Source organism: Flavobacterium sp. MDT1-60, from assembly GCF_014844035.1.
In the GTDB taxonomy this organism is placed as follows: Bacteria; Bacteroidota; Bacteroidia; order Flavobacteriales; family Flavobacteriaceae; genus Flavobacterium.
The window spans coordinates 341,850-362,112 of the sequence record NZ_CP062159.1; the positions used below are offsets into that span (position 1 = coordinate 341,850).

Genomic DNA, 20,263 nt, shown 5'->3' on the forward strand with positions numbered 1-20,263 from the left:
CTGCTGTGCGCCTCTACTATACCGCATACCATTTGATTTTATATAAATTTAGAAATTAATCGCTACCGAAAATCTAAAGGCGCGTCCTAAAATTGGTCTTGCCATAAACACATCACTTGCTGCAGATGTTGTTTGTCTCGGATCTCCTTCTGTCAAACCAATTTCATTAAATAAGTTCGAAGCATCAACTGCAAAACGAAGATTATTATACGTGTAATTTAAACCTGCTCCTACCTCTTTATAAGCTGGCAAAACTTGTCTGTTATCCTGATTCGTGAATTTTTTATCGTAATAAGAAAACTGAACGTAAGCTGTAAAATCTTTTGTAATATCTACTTCTGGTCTTAGGTTACAGAAAAACTTAGGGATTCTTCTCGCCGTATTTCCGTTAAAATCAAATGTAGAACCGTCTGGATTTGTTCCGGTAAAATTATCATATTCCGGTTTTTGAACGGTAAATGTAAAGTTCAGTTTTACCATTTCATACCTCGCATTGGTTTCTACTTCAAGACCAATATTGTTTACATCGGCAAACTTATTTTCTGAAGATCCATCAGATAAAATATCGGTAAAAGCCACATTTTTCAAATTCATGTGAAACAAATTGGCGTTCACATTGAAGAATGAATTAGAATACTTATAACCCAATTCAAATTGATTTACTTCTGTATTTTCTAACTTACTTAAGTCAGCTGCGTTATCATAAAATGACTCTTCAATTGGAGACCTAAAACCGTGGCTGTAACGAACATACGAAGCCATGTTGTCATTAAACTTATAATTTCCGGCAGCTGTATACGACCACTCGCTCACATCATATCTCCAATAGGTGTACGGATTTCCTTTTACAGTTGTCACCGCATCATCGGCTGTATTGTTGTCCAGAATTCCTAAATCTTCTGCAAAAAACCTCGCATTATCCCTGTATCCTGAATATTTGTCTTTATTGTATCTTAAACCTGCATTGAAGGTCAGATTATCTGTCGCTTTAATTTCTGCGTCAGCATAAATATCATTCAAAAGTCCTTTTGTTTGGGCATCTCTTTCTAACCAGGTAATTCTCTCTACACCATTCCAGGTATGATCAACTCCGGTTGTATTATCTTTTACGTTTAACAATCTTGGATTGTCTGAAACGCCTACTAAATAAGAATTCCAGTTCCAGTATTGATTCGATTTCCAGTTAGAGTAATAGTAACCAGCGGTCAATTGCACAGGATCTAAATCGAAAGAAAAAGAGAAATTATTCGCAAAGTTGTTCATTTTTTTCTCGATGTGCCAAAGGTCTGCTCTCATAATTAAAGCATTTGGATCAAGGGTTTGCCCGTTGTCTACATACGAATAAGTTAAATTACTGGCGGTTGTATTTTGAACGCTTGTTGCATAAGCGTCTTGTGTCCAGGGACCTCCATTTGGGAAAATCGCATTATAATTCAAATCAATATTAGTTTGTTTGAATGCATTTTTGAAAGTTACTTTTTCAGATATTTTCTTCTTGAATTCAGCTCCAATAGAGTTGATAACAGGATGAGAACCATCCTCTAAATCAGCACTAAATGTTCCGCCACCATATTGAGGTACATTTAAATGGCTGAAATTTACTGAAGTCAACGTTCCATAATTTGGATTGAAACCGTCTATACCTTCAATTTTTCCGTTATTGCTTTTTAAAGGAATTGGCAAATAGAATGTATTTCGATCATCAAGGTGTTTGAAGTTTACTCTTAAATAATCGTTATCATCAAATTTATAAGTAATGTTTCCTTTGACTTGTCCTCCTTTATTAGCTGTAAAACCTGTATTTCTTACACCATTATCGGCTCTGTAAAAACCTCCGACATTAAAGAATAATTTATCCTGAATTAACGCACCTGACAAATTAAGATCTGTTCTGAACATTCCATAATCTGAAGTCGTGAATTTGGCTCTCCCCATAAATTCATTCTGACCTGTTTTCGAAATGAAATTGATAATTCCACCTGGGGCATTGTTGGCAAAAATAGATGCTGAACCTCCGCGGACAGCTTCCATTTTGCTTACTGTTTCGTCTAATCTGTAAAAGGTATCAGCGTTTGCAAATTGCAAGGCACCATCTTCAAAAACCGGCAAACCGTCTTCCTGAATTTGTACATATTCATAAGCTCCGGCTGACGGAATTCCTCTTGCAAAAAGGTTATTTCCAATTTCTCCTCCAGAGGCTTCCACTACAAATCCGGGAATTGTCTGCAATAAAGCTGCTGTACTGGATGGCGCTCTGTCTTCGATTGCCTTCGCTCCCATTGTCGTAATGGCAACGCTGGATTCTAGCTTTGATCTTGGACTTGACGATCCCGTAACTACAACTTCCTTCAAACTTTGCGATTCGCCTTCAAGCAGTAAATCTGCCACTACTGATTCTCCTTCTTTTACTGCAATTTTTTTCTCGAAAGTTTTATAACCCACATTTGTTGCGATAATGGTATAAGTTCCAGCGCCGATATTGGAGAATGAATATCCTCCGTTTTCATCCGTAATAGTTGCTTTTCCTGTTTCCTTAATAGATACATTGGCTCCGGGAATCGTTGCTCCGCTATCGTCGAATACTTTTCCTGAAACAGTATTTTGATTTTGGGCAAACAGATTATTTGGTAAAAAAAATAGGCAAAACATCAAAAGTAATGTGCCTAAATAATGGTGTAGCTTTTTCATTTTTTTGTTCGGTTAGTTAGTAATTATGGTTATCACTGTCAAACTTAATAACTAATTATAAGGAATATAGGAATTAAAAATCGAAAACGTTTTCGAAAACACCTAAAACGTTTTCGGAACTTAAAATTTTATCAATGCAGTTTATTTTTAGTACTTTTATTTCATGAATGATACTAAATTAATAGATATAGCCTCGGCATTAGGAATTTCGGTTACAACGGTTTCAAAGGCACTAAAAGGGTATACCGATATTAGTAAAGCTACCCGTGCCCGAGTTATCGAAATGGCCGAAACGATGAACTATATACCCAATTCTGTTGCGGTAAATTTAAGAACAAACGAAACCAAAACCATTGGCGTCATTATTCCGGCAACGGTTCATCATTTCTTTTCCAGCGTTTTGAATGGCATCTTAGAAGAAGCGGAAAAAAGAGGTTATTTGGTCATTATATTACAGTCGAATGAAAAATACGAACTTGAGAAAAAACAGCTTGCCTTATTAATTCAAAAACGTGTTGATGGCGTTTTGATGTCGCTTTCGAACGAAACGGATGATTTTACTCATATTAATGAAGCAATTCGAAAAAATACTCCTGTTGTTTTATTTGATAAAATTGCAAAAAGAGTCGACTGTTCCAAAGTGGTGATCAATGATGCCAAAGCAGCTTATGATGCTGTTACCTATCTTATTAATAAAGGATATAAAAAAATCGCACATTTTAGAGGTTCGTATGTTCCTCAAAATTCTATTGATCGGTTTTTAGGGTATAAAAGAGCTCTGGAAGCACACGGAATCGAGTACGATTCGAAATTGGTGTACGTTTGTGATAACAATACCGATTTTGAAGATGGTTACGAAAATGCTCAGAAAATAATGAATGAACATCCGGACATTGATGCCATTTTTGCAATTACCGATCTGGTTGCCATCGGGATTATTAAATATTTTAATGAAGCGGGAATAAAAACACCCGAACAAGTGGCTGTTTTCGGATTTAGCAATTGGTTTATGAGTACGGTTATTTCACCAAAATTAACAACAATTGATCAGCCCGGATTTGAAATGGGACATCAGGCAGTTTCACTTTTAATTGATGAAATTGTTGACATAAAAGAGCACCGGCCTGTAACACACCAAATTATTGAACTCCCTACAAGAATCATTGAAAGAGAATCGACAGTTAAATGATTTTTTAGTTTTAACTTTGCGTCAATTCTTAAAAAGCATCAATGTTTCCAATTCCTGAAAATACCGATTTTTTATTGGCTGATGCCGAAAAAGAAAATTTATATCTAAACCTGATTGAGCAAATTAATAAGGACTTTAATTTAGCAAATGAAGGCATCGATTTTCCGTTAAGTGTTTCTCCTGATGAATTAAAAATTCAGCTTCACGAAAAAATCTACCGAATGATTCAGTACAAATTCGCTGAATACTTAAACCTGCTTTATATCATTGATGTCTCGGAAAGTGAAATAAAAAAACTTGATGGATCTGATTTGGTGATATTGGCTGAACAGGTTTCTTTTTTGGTTTTAAAAAGAGAATGGCAGAAGGTTTGGTTTCGCAACTATTATAAATAGAGGTTCTAAATTGCTAAGATTCTGAGATTTTTTGATCACGAAAGCTTTTTTGCTAAATAGAATTTAAATCTATATTCCAGTTATTTTTTTCTGCTAGCTCTTTGATTTTATTTCTTTCATTCTCATCTAACGATTTTAATTTGAGAACTACATCAGTTTTGGTAATTCCTTTTTCATCAAAATTAATTTTTACCATACCATTGTTAAAATTAATTTTGTTAGGCTTTTTAACGTAAACAAAAGGAAATTTATTCAGAAAACAATCTAAATCACGAGTTAAAATTATCGGAAATGAAAGTTGCTTAAAAAAACTATCTTTCTTAAATCCCAATATTATAATTGCATTTTTTGTTACATATAAATCACAGTGATTGAATAAGAAATTAGTATTCCTTAATCCTATTGTTAAATTAAAAGTTCTAACCTGTTCACAATAGAAATCTACTTCATCTTTAATGTTTTCAATTAAAAATTCATATTGCTGTTCTCGAGTTTTGTTTAAAGATTTCGTGCCAAAAATTAGTAGAAAGAGTAAACTTGAAATTATTATGATTGGAAAAAACATAGTTATTTTACTTAAAAATCTTAGAATCTTAGTAACTCAGTCCCGAGGCTTCGGGATAGTATCTTTAAAAGTACACTCTCACAAAAGGCATAAATCCAGATCCATAAAGACTTTTATTTGGATCATACAAAACATCGTAACGCGCTCCAATCGTTACATTTCCTGTTCTGTAACCTGCTCCTAAATATAGGGCGGTATTCCAATAAGCATCAGAATAACTCGGCTGATTGTAATATTGTTCATAATCTGTATCTACCCTAACTTGCTCTAATTCGGCAGACAATTGAACTTGTGGAATCGGGTTTACGAGTACAATTGCGCTTCCACCCCATACAAAAGATTCAGCATAATTTTTTTGGTACATGTATCCAAACTGTAGTCCTGCGCCAACTGCCACAATTTCATTGACATTATAAATTGCACTAGGCATAACCGAAATATTGGTGTATCCGGATCCGAAACCTAATCCGAGTCCGCCACCAAACTGAACCTTATCCCAAAAGTTAGGACTCTGATCTATAGTATAATTTTGCTGTGCGCTGACATAACTAGAAAAAAAGACTGTCATAATCACAAAAAAAGATTTGAAAACGATTGAAATTTGATTTTCCTTCATAGTTATATCTATTTTTAACAAATTTTTACGTAAAAGTACGTAAAAAAAAGATTTAAATAAATGTGATTGTTGTACTTTTGCCATTCTATTTAACAAAAAGTATATTCACTAATATTATGGATAGGTTTTCATTTTTAAATGCAGCGCATACAGAGTTTTTCGCACAATTATACGATCAATATTTAGTAAACCCAGACAGCGTTGAGCCTAGCTGGAGAAGTTTTTTTCAAGGTTTCGACTTTGGAATGACCACTTATAATGACGAAAATCCGGTTCAGCAGATTGTTGAATATGTGACTAGCGACAACACAGATTACAGCAAAGTTTCAGAAAAACTTCAAAAAGAATTCAACGTACTAAAATTAATCGATGGATACCGTACGCGCGGGCATTTGTTTACCAAAACAAATCCTGTTCGTGACCGTAGAACTTCGTCTCCAACTTTAGATATTGAAAATTTTGGATTAACAACTGCTGATCTTTCAACAGTTTTTGATGCTGCTCAGACTATCGGAGTTCCTCCATGTTCATTACAAGATATTGTAACACGTCTTAAATCTATCTACTGCCAGCATATTGGAATTGAATATATGTACATCAGAAATCCTGGCGTTGTAAAATGGATTCAGGATAAATTAGCTGTAAATGTGAATCAGCCTAATTTCTCTTCTGAAGAAAAGAAAACTATCTTAAACAAATTAAACCAAGCTGTTTCTTTCGAGAACTTCTTACATACTAAATATGTTGGTCAAAAAAGATTCTCACTTGAAGGTGGTGAATCTATTATTCCGGCTTTAGACGCTTTGATCGAACAAGCTGCTGAAAAAGGTGTTGAACAATTCGTAATGGGAATGGCTCACCGTGGTCGTTTGAACGTTTTGGCAAACATCTTCGGAAAATCAACTCAGGATATCTTTGGTGAGTTTGACGGTAAAGATTACGATCAGGAATATTTTGATGGTGACGTAAAATACCACTTAGGTCTTACAGCTGACAAAAAAACAAGATCTGGAAAAAGCATCAATATCAACTTGGCACCAAACCCTTCTCACTTAGAAACGGTTGGAGCTGTAATTGAAGGAATCACAAGAGCAAAACAAGATAAATATTATGCTGATGATTTCTCTAAAGTATTACCTATCGCCGTACACGGAGATGCTGCAATTGCAGGACAGGGTATCTTGTATGAAATCATTCAGATGGCACAACTTGACGGTTACAAAACCGGAGGTACGATCCATATTGTAATTAATAACCAGGTTGGTTTTACAACCAATTATTTAGACGCTCGTTCTTCTACTTATTGTACAGATGTTGCCAAAGTAACGCTTTCACCAGTATTACACGTAAATGCTGATGACGCTGAAGCTGTGGTACACGCTGTATCTTTTGCATTAGACTACAGAATGCAATTTGGACGTGACGTATTTATCGATTTATTAGGATACAGAAAATACGGTCATAACGAAGGTGATGAACCTCGTTTCACTCAACCCGTTTTATATAAAATCATTGCAAAACATAAAAATCCAAGAGATATTTATGCCGAGAAATTATTGTCTGACGGCATAATCGATGCTTCTTATGTAAATGCCTTAGAAAAAGAATACAAATTTGATCTGGAGCAGAATTTAGAGGCTTCCCGTAAAAAAGATTTGACTATTATAACACCATTCATGAAAAACGAATGGGATGGATTTGTTCAGGTAACTGATACACAAATGCTTCAGAAAGTAGACACTACTTTTGACAAAAAAGGATTAGATTCTATTATCAATACAATCTCAACTTTACCATCTGACAAGAAGTTCATCAACAAAATAACCAAAATTGTTACGGATAGAAAAGCTGGATACGACAACAATACTATTGACTGGGGAACAGCTGAAGCACTGGCTTACGGTTCTCTTTTGACGGAAGGATTTGATGTTCGTATTTCAGGTCAGGACGTAGAGCGTGGTACATTCTCTCACCGTCATGCTGTCGTTAAAGTTGAAGATTCTGAAGAAGAAGTAATTCTTTTAGATGCTATCGAAAATAAAAAAGGAAAATTTGGCGTATTCAATTCTCTTTTATCTGAGTACGGAGTTCTTGGTTTTGATTACGGATATGCATTAGCAAATCCGAAAGCATTAACGATTTGGGAAGCACAATTTGGAGATTTCTCTAACGGAGCTCAAATTATGATTGACCAATATATTTCATGTGGTGAAGACAAATGGAACAACCAAAATGGTATCGTTTTATTATTGCCTCACGGATATGAAGGACAAGGAGCAGAACACTCTTCTGCAAGAATGGAACGTTACTTACAACTTTGTGCAAGACAAAATATGTATGTTGCAGATTGTACAACACCAGCCAACTTCTTCCACTTGTTAAGAAGACAAATGAAAACTAATTTCCGTAAACCTTTGGTAGTTTTCTCTCCAAAAAGTTTATTGCGTGACCCAAGATGCGTTTCTACAGTAGAAGAATTAGCAAAAGGAAGTTTCCAGGAAACCATCGACGATAATACAGTAGATAAAAAAGCAGTAAAAACTTTAGTTTTTGTTACTGGTAAATTCTACTATGACATTGTTGCTGAAAGAGAAAACAACGGAAGAAATGATGTTGCAGTTGTTCGTATTGAACAATTATTCCCTTTACCAGTTGAACAATTAAAAGCAATCATTGCACAATATCCAAATGCTGATGATTATGTATGGGCACAAGAAGAGCCTAAAAACATGGGAGCTTACAGCTTTATGTTAATGAACTTTGATCTTGTAAAATGGAGATTAGCTTCATTAAAAGCTTACGCTGCTCCGGCATCAGGAAGTTACACAAGAGCCAAACGTCGTCATGCAGATGCAATTAGAATGGTTTTCGATAAAGATTTATTTAGATAAAATACATGAGGAAAATATTTATTCTTGTTTTTGCAATATTATCATTTGCGGGTTATGCTCAGGAATTAAAAAAACCAACTGAAGGAAAATCAGTCGTATATTTTGTAAGATCTTCCGCAATGGGATTTTTAATAAATTTTAAATACTTTGATGGAGAAAAATATTTAGGCAAATTCAATTACGGAAAATACCTTGTATATGAATGCGAACCAGGTAAACATATATTTTGGTCAAGATCAGAAAACACAGATTTTATTGAAGCTGATCTTGAGGCCGGGAAAATTTACATAGTTGATTCTGCAGCGCAAATGGGTGCAATAAAAGCTGGTGTAGAATTAATCCCTTTTAATCCTAATCCGGAAAGCTATAAGACCCAAAAGAAGTTTGAAAAAAAGAAGACCGCTATCTTAAAATCAATTTCAGAAAAAAAAGAATATGTTGCCACTGATGCAGATTTAAAAGAAGGCTTTGAAGAATACGAAAGCATCATTAAAAAGTCTACAGAGAAATACAATAAATTAAAAGAAAAAGGAGAAGAATTTGCAAAAGTACTTCCTGAAATGTCATACAACAATTAGATAAAAAGAATGTTTCAAGTTTCAAGTTTCAAGTTTAATAACCTGGAATTTTAAACCTTAAAAACCTTAAACAAAAACAAAGATGATTTTAGAAATGAAAGTCCCATCACCAGGGGAATCAATAAAAGAAGTTGAAATTGCAACTTGGTTAGTAAAAGACGGAGATTATGTAGAAAAAGATCAAGCTATTGCTGAAGTTGATTCAGACAAAGCAACTCTTGAATTACCGGCAGAAATGAGCGGAATTATTACGCTAAAAGCTGAAGAAGGTGATGCAGTTGCTGTAGGAGCTGTAGTTTGTTTAATTGATACTGATGGTGTAAAACCAGCAGGAGACGCTCCAGCAGCAGCAGCAGCAGAAGCACCTAAAACAGAGGCTCCTAAAGCCGAAGTTAAAGCAGAAGCGCCAAAAGCAGCACCTGCTCCGGCAGCAGCGCCAGCAGCCGCAAGCTATGCAGCAGGGACTCCATCTCCGGCAGCAAGAAAAATATTAGACGAAAAAAATATAGCGCCAGCAACAGTTTCAGGAACTGGTAAAGGCGGAAGAATTACAAAAGATGACGCTGTAAATGCAGTACCATCTATGGGAACTCCAACTGGAGGAAGCCGTGGATCTGAGCGTACAAAATTATCAATGTTGCGTCGTAAAGTAGCTGAGAGATTAGTTGCTGCGAAGAACGAAACAGCAATGTTAACTACTTTCAACGAAGTTAACATGACTCCAATTAACCAAATTCGTAATGAATACAAAGACGCTTTCAAAGCGAAACATGGTGGTCTTGGTTTAGGTTTCATGTCATTCTTTACAAAAGCAGTTACAAGAGCTTTACAATTGTATCCTGATGTTAACTCAATGATGGATGGTGACTACAAAATCGCTTATGATTTTGCTGATATCTCAATCGCAGTTTCAGGACCAAAAGGATTAATGGTTCCTGTAGTTCGTAATGCTGAACTTTTAACTTTCCGTGGAATTGAAGCTGAAATCAAAAGATTAGCTTTGAGAGCTCGTGACGGTCAAATTACTGTTGACGACATGACTGGTGGAACTTTCACAATTACTAATGGTGGAGTTTTTGGAAGTATGCTAAGTACTCCAATCATTAACCCTCCTCAATCAGGAATTTTAGGAATGCACAACATTATCGAGCGTCCAATTGCTGTAAACGGTAAAGTTGAAATTCACCCAATGATGTACGTTGCGCTTTCTTACGATCACAGAATTATCGACGGTCGTGAGTCAGTTGGTTTCCTGGTTGCTGTAAAAGAAGCTTTAGAAAATCCAGTAGAATTATTGATGAATGGCGATGCTAAACGTGCTTTAGAATTGTAATTGTAAGTAATTTTCACATATAGAAAAAGCCCGTTCATTCACTTGAACGGGCTTTTCTTTGCTTAATATTAGCTTAAGACTTGCTTAAGATGTTAATTTTTTAAGGAAATGTAAATTTAACCCTTTAAGAAATGTTTTATTTAGAATAAATAAGAATAGCTTGTTTAGTTAGCATTCAACACTTAAATTTGCACTATTCAAATCAATTCTAAATAAAAATGAAATATAAATTTACAATTTCTTTTTTGAGCTTTTGTTTTTTTCTATTAGCAGGTACTTCAACCTGGGCGCAGGAAAAAGCAACTATTAAAGGTCAAATCAGCTTAGCAAACAATCAGGCAGCAGATAACGTTTCAATAGTTTTAAAAGGAACAAAAATCGGAACTAATACTGATGAGAATGGTAATTACGAAATCAAAAACGTAAAACCAGGAAACTATGTTCTTAGAGTTTCTGCAGTTGGTTATTCTTCAAAAGAAAAAAGCATTACACTTAATAGCGGAGATGAAATAATTGAAAATTTTACTATCATTTCCAACTCTGAACAATTAGATGAAATTGTCGTAAACGGCGGTACTAAAAAAAATCCATTAGCTCGTAAAGAAACGCAGCAAGTATCAAGATTGCCTCTTAAAAATCTTGAAAACCCACAAGTTTACACTACAATTACAAGTGAACTTTTAAAAGAACAAGTGGTTACTAATATTGACGATGCACTTAAAAATGCTCCGGGACTATCTCCTCTTTGGGCTTCTACAGGACGTGGAGGTGACGGTGCAGGTTATTTCTCTTTAAGAGGATTTGCTGTACAACCAACTATGATTAACGGATTGCCAGGATTAACAAACGGAAGTATAGATCCTGCCAATATTGATAAAATTGAAGTAATCAAAGGGCCATCAGGAACTTTGTTTGGAAGTAGTTTAATCTCTTACGGAGGTTTAATTAACTTAACTACTAAAAAACCTTACGATCATTTTGGCGGAGTAATAGATTACACAGCTGGAAGTTATGGATTAAACCGTGTTACTGTTGATGTTAATACTCCATTAGATGAAGAGCACAAAATTAATATGCGTGTTAATTCAGCTTATCATACAGAAAACAGTTTTCAGGATGCAGGATTCAAAAAATCATTCTTTTTTGCACCTTCTTTATCTTATCAGGTTAATGACAAACTTTCGTTTTTCATCAATACTGAATTCATGAATTACAAAGCGACTAATCCAACAATGTTATTCTTAGACAGGGGTGCTCCCTTAGAAGTTCATAATATTGATGAATTAGGTTATGACAACAAACGTTCTTACACAAGTAATGAATTGGCAATTGAAACTCCTTCGTACAATCTACAAGGACAAATGAATTACAAGATTTCTGATCAATGGAGTTCGCAAACTGTAGTATCAAGAGGTTCATCAAAATCTGAAGGATATTATTCTTATATTTATGAAGGCACACAATTTGCACCAGATGCAATTTCAGAAGGTATTGTTTTAACGCGATACATGAATTACCAAAACTCGACAACTTTAACAACTGACATTCAACAAAACTTTATTGGTGACTTTGTAATCGGAAACATGAGAAACCGAATTGTTGCCGGTTTAGATTACTTCAACAGAGGTGCTATTGATAATGGATCAGGGTATGTAACAAATGGTACTATCTATATTGGAAATCTTGATCTAAAAACAGTAAACGAAAATCTTTATCAAATTACTGATCCAACGAAATACATCACTAATGGTGATAACGGAAAATTGACAAAAGCTGGTTCTGATGCTCTTTTAGCTTCAGCCCCAATGAACAATAACAAAACAAAGCAAGAAGTTTACAGTGCTTATGTATCTAACGTAATCAACTTTACTCCCGCTTTATCTGCAATGGCAAGTGTACGTGTTGATCGTTTCATGACTGAAGGTGATGTTAGCACAAATTCTGATGATTACAACCAAACTTCTTTCTCACCAAAATTTGGTGTGGTTTACCAGCCAATTTTAGACAAAGTTTCGATTTTTGCCAACTACATGGATGGTTTTGCCAACACAGCTCCGGTAAATGATGTTTTACCTGATGGAACTTCTCAGCCTAGAACTTTCTCTCCAGAGCACGCAAATCAGTTTGAAGTTGGAACAAAATTGAATGTTTTTCAAGACAAACTCTATGCTACATTCAGCTATTATGATATAAAAGTAACAGATCAAGTTTATACTGTTTATACTGCAACAACTCAAACCTCTTACCAAAACGGTGGACAAAGAAACAAAGGTTTCGAAGCTGAAATCGTTGCAAACCCAATTACTGGTTTAAACATTGTTGCCGGATACAGCTACAATGATGCACTTTTGACTGCTGGAGATCCGGATTTCGTAGGTCACAGACCCGAAAGCGCAGGACCGCAAAATACAGCAAACCTTTGGGCAAGCTATAAATTCTCAGAAGGTGACTTACAAGGTTTTGGTTTAGGTTTTGGAGGGAATTATGCTGATAAGAATAAAATCATGAACAGAACAGTAACAGGTCAATTTACATTGCCATCTTACACCGTTTTAAATTCATCTATTTTCTACGGAACTGAAAAGTACGTTTTGACTCTTAAACTTGATAATATTGCAAACGTTGATACTTATGATGGCTGGTCTACAATCCACCCAAAAAACATGAGAAGTGTATCTGCGAATTTTTCATACAAATTCTAATAAAACAAACCAAACACCTTTCTGTTAATTCAGAAAGGTGTTTTTAAATTTTAAAAATATGATAACAATAGCCAGTCTTATCGTTTTTTTAGCTTTTTATACTTTGTATTATACATCAAAAAGAGCTGCTTTGTCTTATGATTTAGGTTTTGAAAAATGGATGAAAAACAATCCTAAACAAACTAAAATTACCGGGTTATTGCTTCTCTTATTAGCTTACTCTGTTTGGCTTTTCACACAGTCATTGTGTTGTGGCACTTTAATGTTTTTTATTCAGCTCATGACTATTGGCAGCTTAATTATCATTTTGAAACCATTAAAAAAAGTGAATAGCATCGCTCTTCTATTGTTATTTATAATTGTAGCATTATTAGAATTTTATTATTACTAATTTTTTCTTTACCAGTCTATGCCAGCAAATCCAAAATATTTAACCCAATCAAAATGGCAACGCTTTGCCAAAATTACGGCTGCCATTCTGGGCGGCTATTTTGTTTCAGTCACTTTTCATCTCGCTCTTGCTTCCTGGTTTAACAGGGCAAATATCCTGATGACAATGGCTTTTAGTGGTTTCATCCTTTGGGTTGCTTTAATGGTTGTCGCTTTTCTAGCAAAAAGCGGATGGAAAATTTGGGGTATTTATATACTTCTAACCTTAGTTTTTTCTCTTTTTATTTATTTGGGTCAAACCTATAATCCAATGGCACAATAACCTATGAGCAATCGTAATTATAATATCTACTTTCATACACATACTGTTAGCGGAATCGTTATTAGTGTTGTGCTTTTTGTAATTTTCTTTGCAGGATCTTTTTCTTTTTTTAGAGATGAAATCATCAATTGGGAAAGAAGTGAATCCTCTGCCATTACAAAAGAAATTCAATTAGATTACAATACAGCCTTACAAAAACTAGACAAACAATATGTATTGCATGGAAGAAATATTACCATTTCTAAACCAAGCAATGAAAGAAGAGTTGCTATTTATATGGAGGGCACCAAAGATACTTTGGCCCCAGTCAAACAAAAAGAAGGATCCTTTTTTTATTTGGATACTAAAAATTTCAAAACCTTTACCTATGAAGAATCGTATTCTCTGGGTGAGTTTTTATACCGATTGCATTTTCTTGCTCAGGTTCCATATCCTGTAGGTTATTATCTTTCCGGATTTGTAGCTTTATTTTTCTTGTTTGCAATTGTTACCGGTGTTTTATTACACTGGAAAAAAATTGTTTCAAACTTTTATGTTTTCCGTCCAAAGGAAAAATTAAAAACATTGTGGACAGACGCTCATACCGCCTTAGGAATGATTGGTTTGCCTTTTCAGTTTGTATACGCTGTTACCGGAGCTTTTTTTATGATTAAACTTCTGATTGTAGCGCCTGCTGTAATGGCATTATATAAAGGTGATCAAAACAAATTATACAAAGAATTGGAATACACGGATCCTGATTATAAATTTGAAAATAAAAAGTTAGCAAATCCTTTTAACATTGATCAATTGATTGCAAAAGCAAAAAGCAATTGGTCAGATTTTGAAATTACACGTGTTTTTATTCAGAATTATGGCGATGCAAATATGCATGTCTTAGTGGAAGGTGAAATACCTAATCATAAAAAATTTACCGGAGTTGGAAAAGTCGTTTACCGTCTTTCTGATGGAAAGGAGATTGCAAAGAAAAACCCTATTACGCAAAACAACTATTTAGATGTTGTAAAAAATGTTTTGTACCGAATTCATTACGGTGATTACGGTGGCTATTCTCTAAAAATAGTAAGTTTCATTTTAGGAATTATCACTTGTTTTGTGATTATTTCAGGAGTCATGATTTGGTTGGTAGCAAGACAAAAAAACAATATGCCGGAAAAGAAAAGGCGTTTCAATGCAGCTGTTGTTCGTATTTATTTGGCAATCTGTCTAAGTATGTATCCAATCACAGCATTGGCATTTATCGTTACCAAAATATTTTATCCATTAACTCAGAATCATCTTTATACCGTTTATTTTGTGGGCTGGCTGATACTTACGGTGTTTTTTATTCTTAAAAAGAATGATGCCTTTACCAATAAATTTTGTCTGATTTCAGGAAGTATTTTAGGTTTTCTGATCCCGATCACAAATGGAATCGTTTCCGGAAAATGGTTCTGGACTTCGTTTATACAAAATAAAATTCAGGTTTTCTTTATAGATGTTTTCTGGATTGTTCTGGCCTCAATCTCACTTTATGTGGCTTATCATTTAAAAGCTAAAAAAGAGGCTGTTGCCGAAAAATAATTGAAATAATTTGCCCCTAATTGATTTAGCGTATACTTTTACGCTTTTATTCAAAAAATGGGATTTAAAAAACAAGTACGTTTTCTGCATAAATGGCTCGGATTAATTTCCGGGCTTATTGTTTTTATAATAAGTATTACCGGCTGTATCTTTTGTTTTCATGACGAAATAAAAGACATTACCAGAAAAGAATGGCGTTTTGTTGAACCTCAAAAAAAATCCTTTTTGATGCCTTCAGTATTACAGCAAAAGGCAAAAGAAATACTTCCTAAAAATACAGCAAGCATGGTTTCTTATTACGGAAGAAATCGGTCTGCAATTGTCTACACCTATTCAGATACCGAGAATTTATACCTCTATTTTAATCCGTACACAGGAAAATATTTAAAAACTGAAAATCCTGAAACTGATTTTTTTATTATTGTTGAATACATTCATTTGTATTTACTCCTGCCCGATTATATTGGGAAACACATTATTGGTGGCGCAACCATAATCTTTATTTTGTTATTGATTTCAGGGATTATTCAATGGTGGCCGAAACGAAAACATGATATCAAAAGAAGCTTTACTGTTAAATGGTCTTCAAAATGGCGACGCGTAAATTATGACTGGCACAATACATCTGGGTTCTATATTTCTATTACTGTACTTATCCTTGCTATAACCGGATTAACTTTTACATACGAATGGGTTGGACATGGTGTTTATAAAACATTCAATTTTGGCGGAGATAAAGCGTTAGAAACCAAAGCCCCAATAATCGACACGACAAAATTTAAAACCAATAGTATAACAGCAGTCGATCGCGCTTTTATTGAAACTGCAAAATTGCAGCCAAAAGCAGAAATGTTTTTTGTGTTGCTTCCGCAGAAAAAAGGCGACATTATTAGCACTGGGGCTTATCCACATACCTTAAGATATGATCATCAAAGCAATTATTATTTTCATCCGCTTGACGGAAAATTAATTCAGAGTAATCCTTATGATAAAAAGAGTTTGGGCCTGCAGGTTGTCGAAATGAATTACGGAATTCACACTGGTCAAATTCTGGATTTACCAGGAAAAATTATTGCATTTATAGTGAGTTTAATAGCAGCGGCATTACCAGTAACCGGTTTTGTGATTTGGTATGGAAGAAGAAAAAAAAGCCGTAAAAATTTAAAGGCATAAAAAAAACCGTCTCGTTAAAAAACGAGACGGTTCTTAAAATATCTTTGAAATTACTTTAGTTTCTATCCGCTAAAGCATTTTTCTGTAAGTTTTTAACTGAGCTAACTTTGCTATTTTCATAAGCAACTTCGCATAGACTATTTTCATTAAAGAAAATCCATTTTCCAGTTTTCAATCCGTCTGTGTATTCTCCCACGGCAACTTTATTTCCTTTTTCATCATACGATACCCAAACGCCATCCAGTTTACCATCCTTAAAGAAACCTTCTTGTTGTACTTTACCATTTTCAAAGTAATAAGTAGCTTTTACTTTATTTCCAACAGCTTCTAATTCTGGTTTTACCTCTTGTGCAACTAAAATTCCAGAGAACATCATTGCAACTAAAATCACACATTTTTTCATATCTTTAGGTATTAATGTTATCAAATTGTTATCAAATATAATCAATAGTTTACATTAAACAAACTTTTACTTAACAATTTGGTAACATTGAATGAAAATTTAACATTGGAAATTAACCAGATACAAAAAAAACCAACGCTAAAGCATTGGTTTTACTGGGGTTTTATAAAAAATATAAATTTACGATATCGTTATAATTTCATACAAAAATTAGTTCAATAATGCATCTAACTGCTGCTGAAGCTCTGGGGAGGAAGGTCTTGCGGCATCAGCACTTACAATATTACCTTTTGGATCAATTAGAATAAATCTTGGAATTCCAGTAACGTTATAACTCGTTACAAAAGCAGATTTCCATTCATTATCAGACAAAAGCTGAATACCTCCAAGTTGTTTGTCCGTTACAAATTTTTTCCATTTGTCATGATCTTTTGGAGTATCAACAGAAACACTTACAAATTCAATATTTTTCCCATGATATTTTTCTTCAATTTTTTGAAGATACGGAATCTCAGCTCTGCAAGGCCCGCACCAGGTCGCCCAAAGGTCGATGTAAACATACTTTCCTTTTAAGTCTGAAAGTTTTGTTTTTCCACCTTTATGATTTTCATAATCAAAATCAGCTGATGGCGTGTTATTCATTTTTGCCATTTCCACTGCTTTCTGACGAAGTTGTGAGATATAAGCAATTGCATCAGTTCCATTTTCAGTTTCGATCTTTACAAACTCGGGATCCAATTTCTTATTATTCAATCGTCCTGCATCAGCTGCTCTTTTAGCCTCTATTAATTTATTAAAAGTCTCATCATTTACATTTGCGATACTACCCTCATAAAGTTTTTCATCAGCTAAAATTCGCTGCGCCAAAATATTGTTTTCTAAACTTCCCTTACCAGTATATACAATAGATTCATCAAACTGCTTTGCATCCATTTTCAATTTGATGTCATACCCATTCTTCAGAAATAATTCAGTCGTTTCTACTCCATCTGACAAACGGCTTCTACCACCATCAACCATTAAAGTATCTTTAAAAATACCTTTTTGATTAACATTAATTGTTTTTACAATTTTTCCATTGTTGATAATCTTAATAACATCACCATTTCTATTGGCGATATTAGCTTCAAAAGTGACATATTTTTTAGATTGTCCAACGACATTTAATGTGCTGAAAAGAACCAAACCGGCAATAAAAAGTTTCTTCATATATATTAAGATTTGTTTTTAGTTATTCAAATCTAAAGAAATAACAACTTCAAATTTTATCAATTAACAAAATATTTCAAATTAATGAGTATCAAGTAGAACATTAAATGGTATAATTTGAATTTTGTGTTTACTTTTGCAGTCTAAAATTTTGATCATGTATAGAAGTCATAATTGCGGCGAGTTAAACGCCTCAAATATTAATACGGAAGTTACACTAGCGGGTTGGGTGCAAAAATCACGCGATAAAGGATTTATGAATTGGGTTGATTTACGTGACCGTTACGGAATTACACAACTTATTTTCGACGAAAGTCGTAGCGATAAAACTGTTTTTGAATTAGCAAAAACGCTTGGTCGTGAATTTGTAATTCAGGTAAAAGGAACTGTTATTGAGCGTGAAGCCAAAAACAAAAATATTCCAACTGGCGATATCGAAATTTTAGTTTCTGAATTAAACATTTTAAATGCAGCCTTAACACCTCCATTTACAATCGAGGATGAAACAGATGGTGGAGAAGATATCAGAATGAAATACCGTTATTTAGATATCAGAAGAAATCCTGTAAAAAACAGTTTGCTTTTCCGTCATAAAGTAGCGATGGAAGTTCGTAAATATTTATCTGATTTAGATTTCTGCGAAGTTGAAACTCCTTATTTAATCAAATCAACTCCGGAAGGAGCAAGAGATTTCGTTGTACCAAGCCGTATGAACGAAGGACAATTTTATGCATTGCCACAATCCCCACAAACTTTCAAACAGTTGTTGATGGTAGGCGGAATGGATAAATATTTTCAAATTGTAAAATGTTTCCGTGATGAAGATTTGCGTGCAGACCGTCAGCCTGAGTTTACACAAATCGATTGCGAAATGGCATTTGTAGAGCAAGAAGATATTTTGAATGTTTTTGAAGGATTAACAAGACATTTATTGAAAGAAATTAAAGGTATTGAAGTAGATAAATTCCCAAGAATTACCTACGATTATGCCATGAAAACATACGGAAATGACAAACCGGACATTCGTTTTGGGATGGAGTTTGGTGAGTTAAACGAATTTGCTCAGCATAAAGATTTTCCGGTATTTAATGCAGCAGAATTGGTAGTTGGGATTGCAGTTCCAGGAGCAGGAAATTATACTCGTAAAGAAATTGACGGGTTAATTGACTGGGTAAAACGTCCTCAGGTTGGAGCATCAGGAATGGTGTATGCAAAATGCAATGACGACGGAACTTTCAAATCATCTGTAGATAAATTTTACGATCAGGACGATTTAGGACAATGGGCAAAAATTACAGGAGCAAAACCTGGTGATATGATTTTTGTACTTTCGGGACCAGCTGATAAAACACGTGGGCAACTTTCAGCGCTTCGTATGGAATTGGCCACTCGTTTAGGATTGCGTAAACCAGAAGAATTTGCTCCATTATGGGTTGTAGATTTCCCATTACTAGAGTTAGATGAAGAAAGCGGACGTTACCATGCAATGCACCACCCGTTCACTTCTCCAAAACCAGAAGACATGCATTTATTAGAAACGCAGCCAGGAAAAGTGCGTGCCAATGCTTATGATATGGTTTTAAACGGAAATGAAATTGGCGGAGGATCGATTCGTATTCACGATAAAGCTACGCAACAATTAATGTTTAAATATTTAGGATTTACTGAAGAAGAAGCAAAAGCACAATTTGGTTTCTTAATGGACGCTTTTCAATTTGGAGCACCCCCACACGGAGGATTGGCATTTGGTTTGGACAGACTTGTTGCTATTTTAGGAGGCCAGGAAACGATTAGAGATTTTATTGCTTTCCCAAAAAACAATTCAGGTCGTGATGTTATGATTGATGCACCTGCAACAATTGATGATTCTCAATTAAAAGAATTACATATTAAAGTTGATATCGTATAAATTCTTAGATTTTTTTAAATACAAAACTGCAATTATTTTTTAGTTGCAGTTTTTTTTTATTCCTCCTTTTTTGATTTGTTCTAAATTCTTAAAAAAGACACCAAACAAGAGTCTCCACAATAATTAATTCTAAATTATTAAACAAATTACAATAATTGTCAAAATGACCTTAATATGAGGTTGTTTTTTCTTAGTTCTATTCTTACAATTAATGATTCTCAATTAAAGTACTTTTGTACATGATTTGATGCAATATAAATAGCGAAAACACTGTGAATCAATAATTTTTATAAAAAATTAACACCTTATTGTCTTTTGTATGAATTTATATCTTACA

At 34.3% G+C, this 20,263-nt stretch carries 16 protein-coding genes; 11 read left to right on the forward strand and 5 right to left on the reverse strand.

Features of this window, described 5'->3' with window-relative positions:
* Window positions 1–48: 48 nt before the first annotated feature.
* Window positions 49–2,688, reverse strand: coding sequence for a TonB-dependent receptor (locus IHE43_RS01395; protein ID WP_192186338.1), 2,640 nt, complete (start codon window positions 2,686–2,688; stop codon window positions 49–51).
* 163 nt (window positions 2,689–2,851) lie between these two features.
* Between IHE43_RS01395 and IHE43_RS01400 the strand changes: the two genes are divergently transcribed.
* Window positions 2,852–3,877 (forward strand): LacI family DNA-binding transcriptional regulator, encoded by a 1,026-nt coding sequence (locus tag IHE43_RS01400; RefSeq protein ID WP_192186339.1) that lies wholly within the window; start codon window positions 2,852–2,854, stop codon window positions 3,875–3,877.
* Window positions 3,878–3,918: 41 nt separating this feature from the next.
* The gene (locus IHE43_RS01405) at window positions 3,919–4,272 is read left to right on the forward strand and encodes a hypothetical protein (protein WP_192186340.1); all 354 of its coding nucleotides are present in this window, start codon (window positions 3,919–3,921) and stop codon (window positions 4,270–4,272) included.
* A 52-nt stretch (window positions 4,273–4,324) separates the two neighbouring features.
* Here the strand turns inward: IHE43_RS01405 and IHE43_RS01410 are convergent, their stop codons facing one another.
* On the reverse strand, window positions 4,325–4,837 hold the full coding sequence (locus IHE43_RS01410) for a hypothetical protein (RefSeq protein WP_192186341.1): 513 nt from the start codon (window positions 4,835–4,837) through the stop codon (window positions 4,325–4,327).
* Between the two features lie 64 nt (window positions 4,838–4,901).
* Window positions 4,902–5,453: a hypothetical protein gene (locus IHE43_RS01415; RefSeq protein WP_192186342.1), complete on the reverse strand. Its 552-nt coding sequence runs from the start codon at window positions 5,451–5,453 to the stop codon at window positions 4,902–4,904.
* Between the two features lie 116 nt (window positions 5,454–5,569).
* On the opposite strand from IHE43_RS01415, the gene IHE43_RS01420 reads away from it, so the two are divergent.
* From IHE43_RS01420 to IHE43_RS01455, 8 genes are all read left to right on the forward strand, one after another.
* Window positions 5,570–8,344 carry a 2-oxoglutarate dehydrogenase E1 component gene (locus IHE43_RS01420; RefSeq protein WP_192186343.1) on the forward strand — a complete coding sequence of 925 codons (2,775 nt, stop codon included), beginning with the start codon at window positions 5,570–5,572 and terminating at the stop codon, window positions 8,342–8,344.
* Between the two features lie 5 nt (window positions 8,345–8,349).
* Window positions 8,350–8,922, forward strand: a complete 573-nt coding sequence (locus tag IHE43_RS01425) for a hypothetical protein (protein ID WP_192186344.1) — start codon at window positions 8,350–8,352, stop codon at window positions 8,920–8,922.
* Between the two features lie 82 nt (window positions 8,923–9,004).
* Window positions 9,005–10,255, forward strand: a complete 1,251-nt coding sequence (odhB, locus tag IHE43_RS01430) for a 2-oxoglutarate dehydrogenase complex dihydrolipoyllysine-residue succinyltransferase (RefSeq protein WP_192186345.1) — start codon at window positions 9,005–9,007, stop codon at window positions 10,253–10,255.
* Window positions 10,256–10,473: 218 nt separating this feature from the next.
* Window positions 10,474–12,957 (forward strand): TonB-dependent receptor, encoded by a 2,484-nt coding sequence (locus IHE43_RS01435; protein ID WP_192186346.1) that lies wholly within the window; start codon window positions 10,474–10,476, stop codon window positions 12,955–12,957.
* Between the two features lie 58 nt (window positions 12,958–13,015).
* A complete protein-coding gene (locus IHE43_RS01440) occupies window positions 13,016–13,348 on the forward strand; it encodes a hypothetical protein (protein ID WP_192186347.1) in 333 nt (110 codons plus the stop codon).
* 18 nt (window positions 13,349–13,366) lie between these two features.
* Window positions 13,367–13,669, forward strand: a complete 303-nt coding sequence (locus IHE43_RS01445; RefSeq protein WP_192186348.1) for a hypothetical protein — start codon at window positions 13,367–13,369, stop codon at window positions 13,667–13,669.
* Window positions 13,670–13,672: 3 nt separating this feature from the next.
* Window positions 13,673–15,232, forward strand: coding sequence for a PepSY domain-containing protein (locus IHE43_RS01450; protein ID WP_192186349.1), 1,560 nt, complete (start codon window positions 13,673–13,675; stop codon window positions 15,230–15,232).
* A 57-nt stretch (window positions 15,233–15,289) separates the two neighbouring features.
* The gene (locus IHE43_RS01455; protein WP_192186350.1) at window positions 15,290–16,405 is read left to right on the forward strand and encodes a PepSY domain-containing protein; all 1,116 of its coding nucleotides are present in this window, start codon (window positions 15,290–15,292) and stop codon (window positions 16,403–16,405) included.
* A 55-nt stretch (window positions 16,406–16,460) separates the two neighbouring features.
* Here IHE43_RS01455 and IHE43_RS01460 read toward each other — a convergent pair whose 3' ends face one another.
* Window positions 16,461–16,808, reverse strand: coding sequence for a toxin-antitoxin system YwqK family antitoxin (locus IHE43_RS01460; RefSeq protein WP_192186351.1), 348 nt, complete (start codon window positions 16,806–16,808; stop codon window positions 16,461–16,463).
* A 210-nt stretch (window positions 16,809–17,018) separates the two neighbouring features.
* On the reverse strand, window positions 17,019–18,017 hold the full coding sequence (locus IHE43_RS01465) for a TlpA disulfide reductase family protein (RefSeq protein WP_192186352.1): 999 nt from the start codon (window positions 18,015–18,017) through the stop codon (window positions 17,019–17,021).
* Window positions 18,018–18,174: 157 nt separating this feature from the next.
* Here IHE43_RS01465 and aspS point away from each other — a divergent pair, with 157 nt between their 5' ends.
* Window positions 18,175–19,926, forward strand: a complete 1,752-nt coding sequence (gene aspS, locus IHE43_RS01470) for an aspartate--tRNA ligase (protein WP_192186353.1) — start codon at window positions 18,175–18,177, stop codon at window positions 19,924–19,926.
* Window positions 19,927–20,263: the final 337 nt, after the last annotated feature.

Excerpts from the sequence above, each read along its gene's own strand:
- IHE43_RS01450 (WP_192186349.1), top strand. The coding sequence starts at position 13,673 with ATGAGCAATCGTAATTATAATATCTACTTTCATACACATACTGTTAGC.
- IHE43_RS01410 (WP_192186341.1), bottom strand. The coding sequence starts at position 4,837 with ATGTTTTTTCCAATCATAATAATTTCAAGTTTACTCTTTCTACTAATT.
- IHE43_RS01420 (WP_192186343.1), top strand. The coding sequence starts at position 5,570 with ATGGATAGGTTTTCATTTTTAAATGCAGCGCATACAGAGTTTTTCGCA.
- aspS (WP_192186353.1), top strand. The coding sequence starts at position 18,175 with ATGTATAGAAGTCATAATTGCGGCGAGTTAAACGCCTCAAATATTAAT.
- IHE43_RS01455 (WP_192186350.1), top strand. The coding sequence starts at position 15,290 with ATGGGATTTAAAAAACAAGTACGTTTTCTGCATAAATGGCTCGGATTA.
- IHE43_RS01400 (WP_192186339.1), top strand. The coding sequence starts at position 2,852 with ATGAATGATACTAAATTAATAGATATAGCCTCGGCATTAGGAATTTCG.
- IHE43_RS01435 (WP_192186346.1), top strand. The coding sequence starts at position 10,474 with ATGAAATATAAATTTACAATTTCTTTTTTGAGCTTTTGTTTTTTTCTA.
- odhB (WP_192186345.1), top strand. The coding sequence starts at position 9,005 with ATGATTTTAGAAATGAAAGTCCCATCACCAGGGGAATCAATAAAAGAA.
- IHE43_RS01460 (WP_192186351.1), bottom strand. The coding sequence starts at position 16,808 with ATGAAAAAATGTGTGATTTTAGTTGCAATGATGTTCTCTGGAATTTTA.
- IHE43_RS01405 (WP_192186340.1), top strand. The coding sequence starts at position 3,919 with ATGTTTCCAATTCCTGAAAATACCGATTTTTTATTGGCTGATGCCGAA.
- IHE43_RS01465 (WP_192186352.1), bottom strand. The coding sequence starts at position 18,017 with ATGAAGAAACTTTTTATTGCCGGTTTGGTTCTTTTCAGCACATTAAAT.
- IHE43_RS01440 (WP_192186347.1), top strand. The coding sequence starts at position 13,016 with ATGATAACAATAGCCAGTCTTATCGTTTTTTTAGCTTTTTATACTTTG.
- IHE43_RS01445 (WP_192186348.1), top strand. The coding sequence starts at position 13,367 with ATGCCAGCAAATCCAAAATATTTAACCCAATCAAAATGGCAACGCTTT.
- IHE43_RS01415 (WP_192186342.1), bottom strand. The coding sequence starts at position 5,453 with ATGAAGGAAAATCAAATTTCAATCGTTTTCAAATCTTTTTTTGTGATT.
- IHE43_RS01395 (WP_192186338.1), bottom strand. The coding sequence starts at position 2,688 with ATGAAAAAGCTACACCATTATTTAGGCACATTACTTTTGATGTTTTGC.
- IHE43_RS01425 (WP_192186344.1), top strand. The coding sequence starts at position 8,350 with ATGAGGAAAATATTTATTCTTGTTTTTGCAATATTATCATTTGCGGGT.